This window comes from Sphingopyxis sp. GW821-FHT12F08 (assembly GCF_058806755.1).
Map to the genome: position 1 here is coordinate 185499 of NZ_JBXAQA010000007.1, position 15762 is coordinate 201260.

Sequence of the window (15762 nt, forward strand, 5' to 3'; positions counted from 1 at the left end):
TGCGAAGCATGGTGGAGGGGCACAGGCCCGCATCCACAGCGTTCGACACCGCGTGCCCCTCCACCACCCTGCGGGTGGTCCCCCTCCCCGTTCCGGGGAGGATCATTTCACCTGAATCACACATCGCGGCGCCCTTATCGATAGGGCGCGTCGGCGGCAAGATTCGCCGCGATCGCGCGTTCCCATTTGTCGCCATTGGCGAGCAGCTTGGCCTTGTCATAGAGCAGTTCCTCGCGCGTTTCGGTCGCGAATTCGAAGTTCGGCCCCTCGACGATCGCATCGACCGGGCACGCTTCCTGGCAGAAGCCGCAATAGATGCACTTCGTCATGTCGATGTCGTAGCGCGTCGTGCGGCGCGACCCATCGTCGCGCGGCTCGGCCTCGATCGTGATCGCCTGCGCAGGGCACACCGCCTCGCACAGCTTGCACGCGATGCAGCGTTCCTCGCCGTTGGGATAGCGGCGCAGCGCATGCTCGCCGCGGAAGCGTGGGCTCAGCGGGTTCTTCTCGAACGGATAGTTGATCGTCGCCTTGGGCTTGAAGAAATATTTGAGCGTCAGCCAATGGGCTTTGACAAACTCCCACAGCGTGAAGCTTTTGATGAGATGGGTGACACTCATTGGCCAGCCTCGTTTTCGTTACTAGTTGGAGAGCAGAAACCCAGCGCTTGCTGCGTATTCGGAATACCACCGGATTCGGATGTGTGACGCGCGATAAAGGATGTGGATTTCAGCACGCCCTGCCCGAATGCCTGTGTGATTTGGACGTAGGCGCCATTTTCGGCGTCAAAATAGAGGTGCCTCAACATAAAGTTTGGACCAGGAAGAGGAAGAGAAGGAGCCAACCCAGCACTGACAAAACCGTTCGTATTGAAACCGTGCTGATCATCTCCGGAAATCTGGACTCGATCTAACCCATCGTCATTATTCAGAGTCAGGGCAAAGCGCCCGCGCCGCATTGTGCCGTCAGACACATCGCATTGCAGCGAATAGTCCCGATTCGTCCAAGGCGAATCCGGAACAGGTCCTGCAGCGTCATCCCGCACATCTCGCAGTACAGGCGCCTGAACGGCAAAAAGGGCCATCGCCGTGACGATCACGCCCCATACCTCGTCAGCATCAGCCAGCCCGAGATCAGGAATATCCAGATCAGCGAAATCGGCAGGAAGATTTTCCAGCCCAGCCGCATCAGCTGGTCGTAGCGGTAGCGCGGGACGGTCGCCTTCACCCAGCTGAACACGAAGAAGAAGAACAGGATCTTGCCGAACAGCCACACCCAGCCCGGGATGTCGAACCAGGGGATCAGGTCGATGTTGAGCGGCGGCAGCCAGCCGCCCCAGAAGAGCACCGCGTTGAGCGTGCACATCAACAGCACATTGGCATATTCGCCGAGCCAGAAGAGCGCGAAGCTCATCGACGAATATTCGGTCTGGTAGCCCGCGACGAGTTCGCTTTCGGCCTCGGTCAGATCGAAGGGCGCGCGCGCGGTTTCGGCGAGCGCCGAGATCAGGAACATCACCGCGAGCGGGAAAAGCAGCAGGTTGAAGCCGAAGGCGTTGACAAGGCCGAAGCCGTGGCCCTGCTGCGCCTTGACGATCTCATTCATGTTGAAGCTGTCGGCGTAAAGCACGACGCCGATCAGGATGAAACCGATCGAGACTTCATAGGAGATCATCTGCGCCGAGGCGCGCATCGCAGAAAAGAAGGGATATTTTGAATTCGACGCCCAGCCCGACAGGATCACGCCGTACACCCCGAGCGACGAGATCGCGAGGATGTAGAGCAGCCCGACATTGATGTCGGCGAGCACCGCGCCCGAATTGAACGGGATCACCGCCCACGCCATCAGCGCGACGGAGAAGGTTATGATCGGCGCGATCAGGAACAGCCCGCGGTTGGCCGAGGTGGGTATGATCGTTTCCTGCAGGAACACTTTCAGGCCGTCGGCGAAGCTCTGGAGCAGGCCGAAGGGGCCGACGACGTTCGGGCCGCGGCGCAGCGCGATCGCCGCCCAGATCTTGCGATCGGCATAGATGATCATCGCGACGCTGAGCATCAGCGGCAGCGCGATGAGCAGGATGCCACAGATCGTCGCGACGCCCCACGCCCATGTCGGGTCCATGCCCCACGAGATGAAGGCCTCGGTCATTTCTTCGCGCCGTCCTGGTTGCGCCAGCCGTTATGCGGGCCGGGCCGATCCGACTTGCCCTTGGGGTTGAAACCCCGCCAGACCGAATAGCCCATCCCGACGAACAGGATGCTGGCAATGGCATGTACCGGGGTCATTCCGCGGCCTCCGCAAAGTCGACGCCATGGATCAGCTCTTCCGAGCAGCGCAGCATCGTCGGCGACGCGCGGCAGATGGCATTGGTGAGGTAGAAATCCTTGATCGGCGACGGGATCGCGCGCGCCTCGGGCTTGGCGGGCAGCTTGGGCACCGTCCAGCCATAGTCGGCGAGCCCCTCGACACCGAGCGCGGGTACCGCGGCGATCATCGCGGCGCGGCATTCGGCGAAGCTGTCGAAGCCGAGCGAGACGCCGAGCGTGTCGGCCAAGGCCCTGAAAATGCTCCAGTCCTCGCGCGCGTCGCCCGGCGCGAAAACCGCCTTGTCGCTGCGCTGGACGCGGCCCTCGGTGTTGACCGTGGTGAAGTCCTTTTCGGTCCACGCGGCCGCGGGCAGGATGACGTCGGCGGCATGCGCGCCCTTGTCGCCATGATGGCCGACATAGACCTTGAAGGTGCCCGGCAGCGCCGCGAAATCGACCTCGTCGGCGCCGAGGAAGAAGGCGAGCTTCGGCTTGGCCGCGATGACGTCCTTGATGCCGCCGGGCAGGCCGTAGCCGAGCATCAGCGAACCCATGCGCGCGGCCGAGAAATGCACGACATTATAGCCGTTCCAGCCGTCCTTGACCGCGTTCACGGCCTTGGCGAGCGCGAGGCCCGCTCCGTGGACGCCGGGCACCGACAAAGCGCCGCCGCCGAAGATCAGCATCGGCCGCTCGGCGCCCTTCAGCGCGTCGGTGACATGCGCGGGCAGCTTCGCGACGAGCGCGGCATCGTCGCCGAGCCATTCGGTCTTGTAGGTGAGGTCGGTTTCGGGGCCGATCGCAAAGACCTTCGCGCCCTTCTTCCACACTGCCTTGCGGACGCGGGTGTTGATCAGCGGCGCTTCCCAGCGCAGGTTCGTCCCGACGAGCAGGATGACGTCGGCATTCTCCGCCTCGGCGATGCCCGTGTTGAAATTGACCGCCGACAGGCTCGTCACGTCGTAATCGAGCCCGGTCTGGCGCCCCTCGAGCAGGCTGCCGCCGAGCGCGGTCACCAGCGCCCTGGCCGCGAACATCGTCTCGCAATCGGCGAGGTCGCCGGCGATCGCGGCGACCGACGCACCCGCATTCACCGCCTTGATCGCGGCAAAGGCCTCGGCCCAGCTCGCTTCGACCAGCGCGCCGTCCTTGCGGACATAGGGACGGTCGAGGCGGCGGCGAACGAGGCCGTCGACATGGTGGCGCGTCTTGTCGCTCGCCCATTCCTCGTTCACATCGTCGTTCACACGCGGCAGCACGCGCAGCACCTGGCGCCCGCGCGCGTCGATGCGCACATTGGTGCCGACCGCGTCCATCATGTCGATGCCGAGCGTCTTCGAAAGCTCCCACGGGCGCGCTTCGAACGCATAGGGCTTGCTGGTCAGCGCGCCGACGGGGCAGAGGTCGACGACATTGCCCGACAGCTCGCTCTGCACGGCGTTCTCGAGATAGCTCGTGATCTGCATATTCTCGCCGCGATAGATCGCGCCGATATCTTCGACACCCGCGACTTCCTCGGCAAAGCGAACGCAGCGCGTGCACTGGATGCAGCGGGTCATCACCGTCTTGACGATGGGACCCATATATTTCTCGGTCACCGCGCGCTTGTTCTCGTCGTAACGCGTCGCGCCGCGGCCATAGGCGACCGACTGGTCCTGCAGGTCGCACTCGCCGCCCTGGTCGCAGATCGGGCAATCGAGCGGGTGGTTGATGAGCAGGAACTCCATCACCCCTTCGCGCGCCTTCTTGACCATCGGGCTGTCGGTCTTGATCACCTGCCCCTCGGCGGTCGGCAGCGCGCACGACGCCTGCGGCTTCGGCGGCCCGGGGGCGACCTCGACCAGGCACATGCGGCAATTGCCGGCGATCGACAGGCGTTCGTGATAGCAGAAGCGCGGGATTTCCTTCCCTGCCAACTCGCACGCCTGCAGAACGGTGGCGCCCTGCGGAACGTCGAGTTCTACGCCGTCAACGGTAACTTTAGGCACCCGACACCTCACTCATTCGATACAATGCGTCGGCGATGTGATTGCGCACGTCGCGCACGTCGACGCCATATTTCGCACCCTCGGGCATGCAGCCCGACAAGGCGGTGCCCATCGCCCGGATGGCGGCAACCTCTTCGCGCGAACCAAGCGCCGTGCCGAGCAGCGCGAGCGACCCGGCGGGGTCGGCCGAAGCGATGCAGCTCGAAAAGCTGGCGACGAAGCTGCGGCCCTTGGCGATGGCCACACGGGTCGCGGCAACGGGCGCCAACGCACCAAGCCGCGCCTTGCGGCCCTGATCAGCGTGGAGTCCGCTCTCCGCCAAGGCCCCGCGGAATTCGCCGCTATGGCCGCTGATGTACGGCGCGTCGCTGCAGGCATCGAACGCGGCCACCGAAACGAGCGCGTCGCGCTCCGCGGGGGTGTCGATCGCGGTACCAAGCGCGGCGCGCGCGCGGTCGGGCGACTGGCGCCAGATGCACGCGGCGAAATCGTTCATCACCTGCTGCTTGGGCACGAGCTGCTGCGCCGAAGCCGAGCGCGTCTTGTCCTGCCGATCCATCTTCTCGCGAAGCTCGCGATGCTCGTCCCAGCGTCCCATGCTTGACGGCGGGGTCACCGATGGCGCCGACCTATTGTCCTGCGGCGCCTGCGCTGCGGCAAGAAGGGCAAATGCAAGCATGATCATTGCGTACCTCCCACTTCGACAACCGGTTGAAAACGATGGACGATCGGTTCGGCCACGGCGAAGCGCAGCACCTCCGGCGTGATTTCGATTTCCTGTCCCGCCACCACGCAGTGCGACAGGTGCGGAATCAGCTTGCGCATCGCCGGCCCCTGCCCGCCCTTGCCGGGTTCGGACATGACGAGTTCCATCGCGCCCGCGCTTTCGCGGCTGACGAGGCAGTCACCCATTTCGAACAGCGCGAGCAGCGGCGTATCCAGTTCCGCGCCCTCGGGCACGGCATCGAGCGCCTCTGCGAACCAAGGCTTGTCGCTGGCCTGCACCGTAGCGGCACCATTGCTGTCCGCGATCAATTGCCGCGCGACCGCCACGCCGAGCGACGGCCGCAGGGCCCGTCCGGTGAATTCGAGCTTCTTGCCGTCGAGGACAAAACGCTCGTCGTCCATGCAAATGCCGAGCGGCCCCTCGCTGCGCAGCATCACGCGATATTCGGCGTCGGTGCCGGGCAGGGTCGAGAGAATCTCGCGTGAAATCGCATTGCGCCGCTCCGCCATGCAGGCGGTGACCAGCGTCATCGTCTCGTTTGTATCATATTTGGTCGCGGTCTTGCCGATACGCGTTCCGGTGCGCTGCGCCGACGCGTCGGTCGGCATCGCGCCCGCAACCATAGCGGCCACCGCCAGAAGAGAGGCGGCGCGCATCAGTCGTTTCCCCCGACACCTGGCTCGTCGAACCAGCGTCCCGAGGTCTTCGGCGGCACCTTGCGCCAGCCGTTCTTCGCCGACGGCTTCGGCTCCGACGAACCCCATAGGGCCCGCACGCCGAACGCCAGCATCGCCACGACGACGATCAGCAACAGTCCAAGGCGCTCGGCCTCGCTCACTCCGCCGCCTCCAGCGCACCGCCATTGTCGCGGATGCGGCGTTCGAGTTCGGGGCGGAAGTGCTTGATCAGCCCCTGGATCGGCCAGGCTGCCGCATCGCCCAATGCACAGATCGTGTGGCCTTCGATCTGCTTGGTGACGTCGTAGAGCGTGTCGATCTCGCTGATGTCGGCGTCGCCGGTGCGCAGCCGCTCCATCACGCGCCACATCCAGCCGGTGCCCTCGCGGCACGGCGTGCACTGGCCGCAGCTTTCATGCTTGTAGAAATAGCTGATCCGGCTGATCGCCTGGACGACGTCGGTCGACTTGTCCATCACGATCGCCGCAGCGGTGCCGAGCCCCGAACCGACGGCTTTCAGCCCGTCGAAGTCCATCGGGCAGTCGATGATCTCGGCCGCGGGAACCAGCGGAACCGACGAACCGCCGGGGATCACCGCGAGCAGATTGTCCCAGCCGCCGCGGATGCCGCCGCAATGCTTGTCGATCAGTTCGCGGAAGCTGATGCTCATCTCTTCCTCGACGACGCACGGCTTGTTCACATGGCCGCTGATCTGGAAGAGCTTGGTGCCCTTGTTGTTCTCGCGCCCGAAGCTGGAGAACCAGGCCGGACCGCGGCGCAGGATCGTCGGGACGACCGCGATGCTCTCGACATTGTTCACCGTCGTCGGGCAGCCATAGAGGCCTGCGCCCGCGGGGAACGGGGGTTTCAGGCGCGGCTGGCCCTTCTTGCCCTCGAGGCTTTCGATCATCGCGGTTTCTTCGCCGCAGATATAGGCGCCGGCGCCGCGGTGGACGAAGACGTCGAAATCATAGCCCGACTTGGCGGCATTCTTGCCGAGCAGGCCGGCGTCATAGGCCTCCTGCACCGCGGCGAAGAGCGTCTCGGCCTCGCGGATGAATTCGCCACGGATGTAGATATAGGCGGCGCGCGCGCGCATCGCATAGCCGGCGATCAGCGCGCCCTCGATCAGCTTGTGCGGATCGTGGCGGATGATGTCGCGGTCCTTGCACGAGCCCGGCTCGGACTCGTCGGCGTTGATGACGAGGAAGCTCGGGCGGTCGGCGCGCGGCTCCTTCGGCATGAACGACCATTTGAGCCCCGTGGGGAAGCCCGCGCCGCCGCGGCCGCGCAGGCCCGACGCCTTGATCTCCTCAATGATCGCGTCCTGGCCGCGCTTCATCAAATCCTTGGTTTTGTCCCAGTCGCCGCGCATTTGCGCCGACTTCAGGTTCCACGGCTGGAAGCCGTAGATATTGGTGAAAATGCGGTCCTTGTCGGCGAGCATTTAGCGTCCCCCGCCGTGCTTTTGCCACGCGCGATAGGCGAAATAGCCGATCGCGATCAGGACCAGCGGCCCCAGCAGCGCAAAGGTGACGCGCAGGATGAAGCCGAGGATGGCGAGCGCACCGATCACGGCGAGGATCAGGATGATGTCCTTTTGCGTCATCTCACCATTCCTTCCGGTAGTCATGGTTCGCCGACACCATTTCCTTGAGCGTCGTCGGGCCGCCTTCGGGCTCGCTGGTGTGGCGCTGCGGATTCTGCGTCCCCGCCTTGGGCGTCTCGCCCGCGGCGAGCGCGTCGAGGATGCGCGTGGTGCTGTCGTAGTCGAGGTCTTCGAAATTATCGTCGTTGATCTGGACCATCGGCGCGTTGGCGCAATTGCCCATGCATTCAACCTCGGTCAACGTGAACAGCCCGTCCGGCGTGGTCTTGCCCTTGGCCATGCCGCGGTTCTTGCACGCCGCCATCACATCGTCCGAACCGCGCAGCAGGCACGGCGTCGTGCCGCACACCTGCACATGATAACGGCCGACCGGCGCCATATTGTACATGGTGTAGAAGGTCGCGACCTCATAGGCACGGATGAAGGGCATATCGAGCTGGCCCGCGACGAACTCGATCACCGGCACGGGCAGCCAGCCCTGGGTGTTCGTCTCGGCCCCGACCTGGCGCTGCGCGAGGTCGAGCAGCGGCATCACCGCCGAACGCTGGCGCCCCGCGGGGTAGCGCGCGACGACGGCCTTCGCCTTGTCGGCATTCTCGGCGGTCCAGGCGAACGCGCCCCAGCGCGCGCGGGTTTCGGCTTCGTCGGGGATTTGGGGTGCGTCAGCCATTGGATCCAAGTCCATAATTGTCACGAAGTTCTTGCTTCTTCTCATCGGGATTGAAGCCCACAACGCCCAGAACAGCAATTACGAGGCCCACCACGATCGGCCACCACACCAGCTTGACGCCCTTTTTCTTGCCCAGCGACCGAGCGAAATAGAAACCGCCGGCGAGCACCGCGACAATCGTGCCAAAGTAGCCGACCAGAAAGCCCTGATATTCGGCATGGGCCAATTCAGCTGGAGAACTCACCGGTCGCACTCCCCGAACACGACGTCGATCGCGCCAATGATCGCGGTGGTGTCGGCGAGCATGTGGCCCTTGCACATGAAGTCCATCGCCTGGAGGTGGCTGAACGCCGTCGGGCGGATCTTGCAGCGGTACGGCTTGTTGGTGCCGTCGCTGACCAGATAGACGCCGAATTCGCCCTTGGGGCTTTCGGTCGCCACATAAACCTCGCCGGCGGGGACGTGGAAACCCTCGGTGTAGAGCTTGAAGTGATGGATCAGCGATTCCATCGACTGCTTCATCTCGCCGCGTTTGGGCGGGACGACCTTGCGGTCGAGGCTGGCGATCGGGCCGCCCGGCATGTCGCGCAGGCACTGTTTGATGATCTTCGCCGACTGATAGACTTCCTCGACGCGCACCATGAAGCGGTCGTAGCAGTCACCGCGCGTGCCGACGGGGATGTCGAAGTCCATCTGGGCATAGGCGTCATAGGGTTGCGACTTGCGCAAGTCCCACGCGATGCCGCTGCCGCGGATCATCGGGCCCGAGAAGCCCCATGCGAGTGCGTCTTCCTTGCTCACCGTCGCGATATCGACGTTGCGCTGCTTGAAGATGCGGTTGTCGATGACCAGGCTCATCGCGTCGCCGAACAGCTCCGGCAGCCGCTTGTCGCACCATTCGCCGATGTCGACGAGCAGCTTTTCGGGGACGTCCTGATGCACGCCGCCCGGACGGAAATACGCGCTGTGCATGCGCGCGCCCGAGGCGCGTTCGAAGAAGTTGAGGCAATCCTCGCGCAGCTCGAAGATCCACAGGTTCGGGGTCATCGCGCCGACGTCCATGACGTGGCTGCCGATGTTGAGCATGTGGTTGCAGATGCGCGTCAGCTCGGCGAACAAGGTGCGGAGATACTGCGCGCGCGCGGGAACCTCGAGGTCGAGCAATTTCTCGATGGCCAGCACGTATGAGTGCTCCATGCCGAGCGGCGAGCAATAGTCGAGCCGGTCGAAATAGGGCAGCGCCTGGAGATAGGTCTTGTACTCGATCAGCTTCTCGGTGCCGCGATGCAGCAGCCCGATATGCGGATCGACGCGCTCGATGATCTCGCCGTCAAGCTCCATCACCATGCGCAGCACGCCGTGCGCCGCGGGGTGCTGGGGGCCGAAGTTGATCGTGTAGTTGGTGACGGTCTGGTCGCCCGCGGTGTCGGCGGTATCGACCGGATAGCCCTCGAACATGTCGCTGCCGTGGTGCTTCACATAAGGAGAGTCGGTCATGCGTCGCCTCCTTTGGGCTTGCGCGGCGCGCGCGGCTTCGCGGGCGCCTTTTCGGCCTTGGTCGTCGCGGGCGTCTTGGCCTCCTTGGTCGCGACTTTGGCTTTCGCGCCGTCGCGGCTGGTCTTGGCGGCCTTCAGGTTCGCCTTCGCGCCAGCACCGGTCTGCTCGGGCTTCTCGGTCGTCTTGGGGGTCGGCGGCGGTGGCGCCTTCGCCTTGTCGTCGGCGGCCTTGACCTCTTTGGCGGTCATCGGCGTCGGCGCGCCCTTGCCCGGGGCCTCGCCCGTGCCGCCGGCCTTTTCGTCGCCGGGCAGCACATAGTCGGCGCCTTCCCACGGCGACATGAAGTCGAAGTTGCGGAAATCCTGCGCGAGCCGCACGGGCTCATAGACCACGCGCTTGTCCTCTTCGCTGTAGCGCAGCTCGGTATAGCCGGTCAGCGGGAAGTCCTTGCGCTGCGGATGGCCCTGGAAGCCGTAATCGGTGAGGATGCGGCGAAGGTCGGGATTGCCCGCAAAGAGCACGCCGTACATGTCGAACACCTCGCGCTCGAGCCAGCCGGCGTTCGGCCACACGGGAACGATCGTCGGCACCGGCGTCGCCTCGTCGGTCGACACGCGGACGCGCAGGCGATGGTTCTTCGTGACGCTGAGCAGATGATAGACGACCTCGAAGCGCTCGGCGCGCTCGGGATAGTCGACCCCGGCGATCTCCATCATCTGCTGATATTCGAGATTGTCGCGCAGCGCGATCATCACCCCGGCGATCGCGTCGCGATCGACGGTGATGCTGTCCTCGTCGGCGGCAAAATCATGCGCGAGCAGGTCCTTGCCGAGCAGTTTCTTGAGCGCGGCGGCAAGGCCCGACTGCGGGGCGACCAGAGGAGCAGGATGGCCCATCAGCGTTCGATCGTGCCGGTGCGGCGGATCTTCCGCTGCAATTGCATCACGCCGTAGAGCAGAGCTTCGGCGGTCGGCGGGCAGCCGGGGACATAGATGTCAACGGGCACGATACGGTCACAGCCGCGCACGACGCTGTAGCTATAGTGATAATAGCCGCCGCCATTGGCGCAGCTGCCCATCGAGATGACGTACTTCGGGTTCGACATCTGGTCGTAGACCCGGCGCAGCGCCGGCGCCATCTTGTTGCAGAGCGTCCCCGCGACGATCATGACGTCGCTCTGGCGCGGCGAAGCGCGCGGCGCGACGCCGAAGCGCTCCATGTCGTAGCGCGGCATGTTGACGTGGATCATCTCGACCGCGCAGCAGGCGAGCCCGAAGGTCATCCACCAGAGCGAGCCGGTGCGCGCCCAGTTGAACAGATCCTCGGTCGAGGTGACGAGAAAGCCCTTGTCGCCGACCTCGCTGTTGAGGTCGTCGAAAAAACCCGCATCGGGATTGGTCCCGGGCGCCACCGGCAGCTGGCCGGGCATCAGGATGCTCGAATTGCTCATTCCCAATCCAGCGCCCCTTTCTTCCATGCATAGACAAGGCCGAGCGCGAGTTCGGCGAGGAAAATCATCATCGTGGCCCAACCGGCCCAGCCGATTTCCTCGAGGCTGACCGCCCAGGGAAAGAGGAAGGCCGCTTCGAGGTCGAAGATGATGAAGAGGATCGCGACGAGATAGAAACGCACGTCGAACTGGCTGCGCGCGTCCTCGAATGCGGGAAAGCCGCATTCATATTCGGTCAGCTTCGCCGGATCGGGCCTGTGCGCGCCGGTCAGGCGCGACACGCCCATCGGCAGGAACACAAATGCGGCCGAAAGGCCGACAGCCACGAACAGGAAGATCAGGATCGGCAGATATTGCGTCAGGTCGACCATGGGAGCTCGCAGTCTTTTTGGGGCGCTTGGGCGCCCTGTTGTTGCGGGCGCTTTAGGCCAGCAACGCGCGCCTCGCAAGCGCCGCGGGCAGGAAAAATGGTCCCCCCTGTGACCAAAAGCACAGGCCGTGCTGGCGGCATCGGCGAAGGACGTGATAGACCGCTTATGGGGTCGAGGGTGCGACGCATCGCGCGGCGCGGGAAACGGGGGCTGATATGCGAAAAATGGCGAGATATTGCGTCGCGGGACTCGCGCTGGCGATGGCGTCGCCGGCGAGCGCCGAACTGATCGACGCCAAATCGCCCAATGTGATCGCGACGCTGATCGAGTCGCACGGGTGGAAGACCGCGATCGATGCCAGGGCCGGCGAATCCCCCGTGCTGAAGGCGAGCCGCAACGGCGAGCTGTTCGTCGTCGGCTTCATGAACTGCACCGACGGCAAGAATTGCAAGACGCTACAATTCTTCATGGGCTTCACCGACGCGAAGGAGGTCACGCTCGAACGGCTCAACGAGTGGAACCGCGACAAGCGCTTCGCGCGCGCCTATCGGGACGACGAGGGCGACCCGGTGCTGGCGATGGATGTCGACCTCGACTTCGGCGGGCTGCCGCGCGAGAATGTCGGCGAACTGGTCAACACCTGGACCGGGCTAATGGGCAGTTTCCGGACGTTCGTGCGGGGGGAATGATTGCCGCATAAACCGTAGCCCTGAGCCTGTCGAAGGGCGCCTCTCGGATAGGCGCCCTTCGACAGGCTCAGGGCTACAGTGCTTAATTCAGGCGTTGCGCAATGCCCCCGCGACGAGCTTCTGCAGCTTCGAATGCACCGCAGCGCTGCCGGCGATGAACTCGCTGCGCTCGATCGCGCGGTCGCCGCCGCGAAAATCGCTGACGAAACCGCCCGCCTCGCGCACCAGCAATATGCCCGCCGCGACGTCCCAGATATTGAGCTGGCTCTCCCAGAAGCCGTCGAAGCGCCCCGCCGCGACCCAGGCGAGGTCGAGGCTGGCAGCGCCGAAGCGGCGAATGCCGGCGACTTCGGGCGCGACCGCGCCGAAGATGCGGCTCCACTGCGCCATGTCGCCATGGCCCATGAAAGGGATGCCCGTCGCGACCAGGCATTCGTTGAGATGGCGGCGCGACGCGACGCGCAGGCGCCGGTCGTGCAGCCAGGCGCCGCGGCCGCGCTCGGCCCAATAGCTTTCGTCGGTCACCGGCTGGTAGATCAGCCCCGCGGTGACGTCGCCCCAGCCGCCGCCGGGCTTGGGTTCCTGCACCGCGATCGAGATCGCGAACTGCGGGATCGCGTGGAGGAAGTTCGAGGTGCCGTCGAGCGGGTCGATGATGAAGCGCGGCTTGCCGGGATCGCCCTCGATCTCGCCGGCCTCCTCCATCAGGAAGCCCCAGCCCGGACGCGCGTGGGTCAGTTCGTCATAGAGGGTGCGCTCGGCGGCCTGGTCGGCCTTCGAAACGAAGTCCGCGGGCCCCTTTTGCGAAACCTGCAGATGCTCGATCTCGCCGAAGTCGCGGCGCAGCTTGGTGCCCGCCTTGCGCGCGGCGCGTTCCATGACGGTGATGATGCCCGATACGGCCATTGTTCGATCTCCAACGCGTCGCCCCCGCAAAGGCGGGGGCCGCTATCAGCGTAGCGCAAGGTTGCCAGCGGCCCCCGCCTTCGCGGGGGCGACGTTATTCAGTCCGCGCGGCGGACATATTCGCGGTCGTAGACGTGCACGACGATGCGGGTGCCGGAAGTGATGTGCGGCGGCACCATCACGCGCACGCCATTGTCGAGGATCGCGGGCTTGTACGACGAGGAGGCCGTCTGCCCCTTCACCACCGCATCGGCCTCGACGATCGTCGCTTCGATCGTTTCGGGCAGCTCGACCGAGATCGGGCGCTCTTCCCACAGCTCGAGCACGACGTCCATGCCGTCCTGCAGGAACTCGTGCGCTTCGCCGACGACGTCCTTGGCGATCGTGATCTGCTCGAAGCTGTCCTTGTCCATGAAGACCAGGTCATCGCCCTCGGCATAGAGATACTGGAAATCCTTGGTGTCGAGACGGACCTTTTCGACCGTATCGGCGCTGCGGAAACGGTTGTTGAGCTTGCGGCCGTCGATCAGGTTCTTGGCTTCGACCTGCATATAGGCGCCGCCCTTGCCCGGCTGGGTGTGCTGGATCTTGGTGACCTTCCAGATCCCCTTTTCAAATTCGATAATATTGCCGGGACGGATTTCAACGCCGGTGATTTTCATCGCGCACACTCGCTACACAAGGATGGAAAGAGCCGCCGGCATATCTGGATATGCCGGTCACAGGAGCGCGCCTTTAGCCGCCGATGCGGCGAAGGGCAAGTCAAGGCGTGGCGGTGACCATATCGCGCGTGCGCTTGTAGCTGAGCCACACGAGGGCGACGAACAGCAGCAGGCCGATCCACGGCGCATAGGGCGCATAGCCGTCGCCGACGACCGCGAGCGGCGTGTCGCTACCCGTGCCCGCGACGATGCCGGCATAGAGCACGCCGAACAGGCTCTCGCCGACGATCATCCCGGTCGCGGTGAGCACGCCCATGCGGTGCGCGAAGCCGGCGTTGGGGCGCCGCGACGCCCAGCGGTCGTAGAACCAGCCGCCGACCGCGCCGATCACCACGGGCAGGATCACCGCCATTGGCAGGTAGATGCCGATTCCGATGGCCAAGGGGGGAAGCCGCAGCTTGCCCGCGCGGCCAAGCAGCGCATCGACGATGATGAAGCCGACCCCGGCGAGCGCGCCATAGCCGAGCATCGTCCAGTTGAGGTCGCCGCCGAGCACGCCCTTTGCCAGCGACGAGATCAACCCGGCCTGCGGCGCGGCGAGCGCCTCGGGGCCCGCACCGGGGACGCCGACAAAGCCCACGGTCTCGTTGAGCACGTTGAGCACCGGCGGCACGACGAGCGAGCCGAAGATCACGCCGATGATCAGCGCGACCTGCTGCTTCCACGGCGTCGCGCCGACGAGCTGACCGGTCTTCAGATCCTGGAGGTTGTCGTTCGAGATCGTCGCGATGCCGAAGACCAGCCCGGTGACGATCAGCGCATAGGCGACCATCGCGCTCACTTCGGCCTCGCCCCCGCCGCGGCCGAGCAGGCCGAGCAGCAGTAGCGATGAGGCGATGATCGCGAGGATGCCGATCCCCGACACCGGCGAGTTCGATGCGCCGATCAGTCCGGCCATATAGCCGGTGACCGAGGCGATCATCAGCCCGACGATGATGATGAAGAGGATCGCGCCGGCGATCAGCGCGAAGGACGCGTGCGCCAGCGGCCCGCCCGCCAGTTCGGACCAGAGCAGCACGCCGATCGGCAGCATCAGGAACAGCGAGCCGCCGAACACCCAGGTGATCGACATATCCTGTTCCTCGATTGCGAGCGCCTGCCCGCCCTGGCGTGCACGGCTTGCCGCCATCGCCGAACGGATGCCGCCGAGCACCGGGCCGGCGATCTTGACCAGCGTCCAGATCGCGGCGACCGCGATCACCCCCGCGCCGAAGAAGCGCACATCGGCGCGGAACACGGTGTTGGCAAGCGTCTCGGGGTCGCCGGGTCCGCCCCCCAATCCGCCTTGGGTCAGGATCGGTAGCAGCACCCACCAGCCGGTGATCAGCCCAACGAGCTGCGCCATGCCCACCGACAGGCCGACGAGATGGCCGACGCCGAACAGCGCGAAGGCGAGCCCGCCCGCGATCCCGGTTGCGCCGCTGCCGACCGCGAACCAGCGCGCGACTTCGGCGCCTGCGAGCTTCATCTGGGTGAGCAGGGTAAAGGCTGCGGCGACGATCGAATTCCACAGCAGCGCCGACAGGCCCGCTTTATTCTCTGCCGCGCCCTCGGCGCTCGCGGCGCCGACCTGCAGCACTTCGGCGGCCGCGCGGCCTTCGGGATAGGGCAGGTCCGAATCGACGACGAGCGCGCGGCGCAGCGGGACCGAGAAAAGGACACCCAATATGCCGCCGAGCATCGTGATCGCGGTGGTCTGGATCAGCGGGAAGCCCTGCCAGTAGCCCACCATCACGAGCCCGGGGAGCACGAAGATGATCGCCGCGAGCGTGCCCGCCGCGCTGGCGATCGTCTGGACGATATTATTTTCGAGGATCGTCGAACCCGCCATATAGCGCAGCAGCGCCATCGAGATCACCGCCGCGGGGATCGAGGTCGCGAAGGTCAGCCCGACCTTGAGCCCCAGATAGACGTTCGCCGCGGTGAACATCAAAGTGAGCAGGCCGCCGAGCAGGATCGCGCGCAGCGTGAGTTCGCGCCCGCGGGTGGTCGGCGTGGTGGTTTCGGTCATCAAATATCTCCCCGGTCGCTGTCTTGCGGGGCGCCGCGTCCAGCGCAAGCAAAAAGCCACGAACCGAAGCCGTTGGACCGAAACGCCAAAAACGACGGGCCGACGGTCTTTTGACGCAACGATCCAATATGGCCGCCAC

Annotated in this window: 20 protein-coding genes; 1 reads left to right on the forward strand and 19 read right to left on the reverse strand. The window is 65.0% G+C overall.

Features of this window, described 5'->3' with window-relative positions; all coding sequences use genetic code 11:
* Nucleotides 1-134 precede the first annotated feature (134 nt).
* The 16 genes from nuoI to AC1RNQ_RS18980 are packed head-to-tail and all read right to left on the reverse strand — an operon-like array spanning nt 135 to nt 11295.
* Complete coding sequence (nuoI, locus tag AC1RNQ_RS18905) at nt 135-620, reverse strand: NADH-quinone oxidoreductase subunit NuoI (RefSeq protein ID WP_493173651.1); 486 nt, start codon at nt 618-620, stop codon at nt 135-137.
* Nucleotides 617-1099 (reverse strand): hypothetical protein, encoded by a 483-nt coding sequence (locus tag AC1RNQ_RS18910; protein ID WP_493173653.1) that lies wholly within the window; start codon nt 1097-1099, stop codon nt 617-619. The genes nuoI and AC1RNQ_RS18910 overlap by 4 nt, the downstream gene beginning before the upstream one ends.
* The gene (gene nuoH, locus AC1RNQ_RS18915; protein WP_493173655.1) at nt 1096-2148 is read right to left on the reverse strand and encodes an NADH-quinone oxidoreductase subunit NuoH; all 1053 of its coding nucleotides are present in this window, start codon (nt 2146-2148) and stop codon (nt 1096-1098) included. Before nuoH ends, AC1RNQ_RS18910 begins: the two co-directional genes overlap by 4 nt.
* Nucleotides 2145-2285, reverse strand: coding sequence for a hypothetical protein (locus tag AC1RNQ_RS18920; RefSeq protein WP_493173657.1), 141 nt, complete (start codon nt 2283-2285; stop codon nt 2145-2147). The genes nuoH and AC1RNQ_RS18920 overlap by 4 nt, the downstream gene beginning before the upstream one ends.
* Nucleotides 2282-4294: an NADH-quinone oxidoreductase subunit NuoG gene (gene nuoG / locus AC1RNQ_RS18925; protein ID WP_493173658.1), complete on the reverse strand. Its 2013-nt coding sequence runs from the start codon at nt 4292-4294 to the stop codon at nt 2282-2284. The genes AC1RNQ_RS18920 and nuoG overlap by 4 nt, the downstream gene beginning before the upstream one ends.
* Entirely contained in the window at nt 4287-4979 is a 693-nt protein-coding gene (locus AC1RNQ_RS18930) for a hypothetical protein (RefSeq protein WP_493173660.1), read from the reverse strand. The genes nuoG and AC1RNQ_RS18930 overlap by 8 nt, the downstream gene beginning before the upstream one ends.
* Nucleotides 4976-5677 carry a hypothetical protein gene (locus AC1RNQ_RS18935; RefSeq protein ID WP_493173662.1) on the reverse strand — a complete coding sequence of 234 codons (702 nt, stop codon included), beginning with the start codon at nt 5675-5677 and terminating at the stop codon, nt 4976-4978. The genes AC1RNQ_RS18930 and AC1RNQ_RS18935 overlap by 4 nt, the downstream gene beginning before the upstream one ends.
* Nucleotides 5677-5859 (reverse strand): hypothetical protein, encoded by a 183-nt coding sequence (locus AC1RNQ_RS18940; RefSeq protein ID WP_493173664.1) that lies wholly within the window; start codon nt 5857-5859, stop codon nt 5677-5679. The genes AC1RNQ_RS18935 and AC1RNQ_RS18940 overlap by 1 nt, the downstream gene beginning before the upstream one ends.
* Complete coding sequence (nuoF, locus tag AC1RNQ_RS18945; RefSeq protein ID WP_493173665.1) at nt 5856-7145, reverse strand: NADH-quinone oxidoreductase subunit NuoF; 1290 nt, start codon at nt 7143-7145, stop codon at nt 5856-5858. The genes AC1RNQ_RS18940 and nuoF overlap by 4 nt, the downstream gene beginning before the upstream one ends.
* Nucleotides 7146-7307: a hypothetical protein gene (locus tag AC1RNQ_RS18950; protein ID WP_493173667.1), complete on the reverse strand. Its 162-nt coding sequence runs from the start codon at nt 7305-7307 to the stop codon at nt 7146-7148.
* A 1-nt stretch (nt 7308) separates the two neighbouring features.
* Nucleotides 7309-7977, reverse strand: coding sequence for a complex I 24 kDa subunit family protein (locus AC1RNQ_RS18955; RefSeq protein ID WP_493173669.1), 669 nt, complete (start codon nt 7975-7977; stop codon nt 7309-7311).
* Nucleotides 7970-8221, reverse strand: a complete 252-nt coding sequence (locus AC1RNQ_RS18960; protein WP_493173671.1) for a hypothetical protein — start codon at nt 8219-8221, stop codon at nt 7970-7972. The genes AC1RNQ_RS18955 and AC1RNQ_RS18960 overlap by 8 nt, the downstream gene beginning before the upstream one ends.
* Nucleotides 8218-9435, reverse strand: coding sequence for an NADH-quinone oxidoreductase subunit D (locus AC1RNQ_RS18965; RefSeq protein WP_493173947.1), 1218 nt, complete (start codon nt 9433-9435; stop codon nt 8218-8220). Before AC1RNQ_RS18965 ends, AC1RNQ_RS18960 begins: the two co-directional genes overlap by 4 nt.
* 35 nt (nt 9436-9470) lie before the next feature.
* Nucleotides 9471-10370, reverse strand: coding sequence for an NADH-quinone oxidoreductase subunit C (locus tag AC1RNQ_RS18970; RefSeq protein WP_493173673.1), 900 nt, complete (start codon nt 10368-10370; stop codon nt 9471-9473).
* Complete coding sequence (locus tag AC1RNQ_RS18975; RefSeq protein ID WP_493173675.1) at nt 10370-10924, reverse strand: NuoB/complex I 20 kDa subunit family protein; 555 nt, start codon at nt 10922-10924, stop codon at nt 10370-10372. Before AC1RNQ_RS18975 ends, AC1RNQ_RS18970 begins: the two co-directional genes overlap by 1 nt.
* Nucleotides 10921-11295 (reverse strand): NADH-quinone oxidoreductase subunit A, encoded by a 375-nt coding sequence (locus tag AC1RNQ_RS18980; protein WP_058809097.1) that lies wholly within the window; start codon nt 11293-11295, stop codon nt 10921-10923. The genes AC1RNQ_RS18975 and AC1RNQ_RS18980 overlap by 4 nt, the downstream gene beginning before the upstream one ends.
* Nucleotides 11296-11519: 224 nt before the next feature.
* On the opposite strand from AC1RNQ_RS18980, the gene AC1RNQ_RS18985 reads away from it, so the two are divergent.
* Nucleotides 11520-11984 (forward strand): YbjN domain-containing protein, encoded by a 465-nt coding sequence (locus AC1RNQ_RS18985; RefSeq protein ID WP_493173677.1) that lies wholly within the window; start codon nt 11520-11522, stop codon nt 11982-11984.
* Between the two features lie 87 nt (nt 11985-12071).
* Here AC1RNQ_RS18985 and AC1RNQ_RS18990 read toward each other — a convergent pair whose 3' ends face one another.
* From AC1RNQ_RS18990 to AC1RNQ_RS19000, 3 genes are all read right to left on the reverse strand, one after another.
* Nucleotides 12072-12890: an inositol monophosphatase family protein gene (locus tag AC1RNQ_RS18990; RefSeq protein WP_493173679.1), complete on the reverse strand. Its 819-nt coding sequence runs from the start codon at nt 12888-12890 to the stop codon at nt 12072-12074.
* 98 nt (nt 12891-12988) lie between these two features.
* Nucleotides 12989-13552, reverse strand: a complete 564-nt coding sequence (gene efp, locus AC1RNQ_RS18995; protein WP_493173680.1) for an elongation factor P — start codon at nt 13550-13552, stop codon at nt 12989-12991.
* 100 nt (nt 13553-13652) lie between these two features.
* Nucleotides 13653-15623 (reverse strand): OPT family oligopeptide transporter, encoded by a 1971-nt coding sequence (locus AC1RNQ_RS19000; RefSeq protein ID WP_493173681.1) that lies wholly within the window; start codon nt 15621-15623, stop codon nt 13653-13655.
* Between the last annotated feature and the right edge of the window lie 139 nt (nt 15624-15762).

Coding starts and splice junctions, on each gene's coding strand:
- AC1RNQ_RS18955 (WP_493173669.1), bottom strand. CDS start 7,977: ATGGCTGACGCACCCCAAATCCCCGACGAAGCCGAAACCCGCGCGCGC.
- nuoI (WP_493173651.1), bottom strand. CDS start 620: ATGAGTGTCACCCATCTCATCAAAAGCTTCACGCTGTGGGAGTTTGTC.
- efp (WP_493173680.1), bottom strand. CDS start 13,552: ATGAAAATCACCGGCGTTGAAATCCGTCCCGGCAATATTATCGAATTT.
- AC1RNQ_RS18920 (WP_493173657.1), bottom strand. CDS start 2,285: ATGACCCCGGTACATGCCATTGCCAGCATCCTGTTCGTCGGGATGGGC.
- AC1RNQ_RS18930 (WP_493173660.1), bottom strand. CDS start 4,979: ATGATCATGCTTGCATTTGCCCTTCTTGCCGCAGCGCAGGCGCCGCAG.
- AC1RNQ_RS18965 (WP_493173947.1), bottom strand. CDS start 9,435: ATGTTCGAGGGCTATCCGGTCGATACCGCCGACACCGCGGGCGACCAG.
- AC1RNQ_RS19000 (WP_493173681.1), bottom strand. CDS start 15,623: ATGACCGAAACCACCACGCCGACCACCCGCGGGCGCGAACTCACGCTG.
- AC1RNQ_RS18980 (WP_058809097.1), bottom strand. CDS start 11,295: ATGGTCGACCTGACGCAATATCTGCCGATCCTGATCTTCCTGTTCGTG.
- AC1RNQ_RS18950 (WP_493173667.1), bottom strand. CDS start 7,307: ATGACGCAAAAGGACATCATCCTGATCCTCGCCGTGATCGGTGCGCTC.
- nuoH (WP_493173655.1), bottom strand. CDS start 2,148: ATGACCGAGGCCTTCATCTCGTGGGGCATGGACCCGACATGGGCGTGG.
- AC1RNQ_RS18990 (WP_493173679.1), bottom strand. CDS start 12,890: ATGGCCGTATCGGGCATCATCACCGTCATGGAACGCGCCGCGCGCAAG.
- AC1RNQ_RS18935 (WP_493173662.1), bottom strand. CDS start 5,677: ATGCGCGCCGCCTCTCTTCTGGCGGTGGCCGCTATGGTTGCGGGCGCG.
- AC1RNQ_RS18970 (WP_493173673.1), bottom strand. CDS start 10,370: ATGGGCCATCCTGCTCCTCTGGTCGCCCCGCAGTCGGGCCTTGCCGCC.
- AC1RNQ_RS18975 (WP_493173675.1), bottom strand. CDS start 10,924: ATGAGCAATTCGAGCATCCTGATGCCCGGCCAGCTGCCGGTGGCGCCC.
- nuoF (WP_493173665.1), bottom strand. CDS start 7,145: ATGCTCGCCGACAAGGACCGCATTTTCACCAATATCTACGGCTTCCAG.
- AC1RNQ_RS18985 (WP_493173677.1), top strand. CDS start 11,520: ATGGCGAGATATTGCGTCGCGGGACTCGCGCTGGCGATGGCGTCGCCG.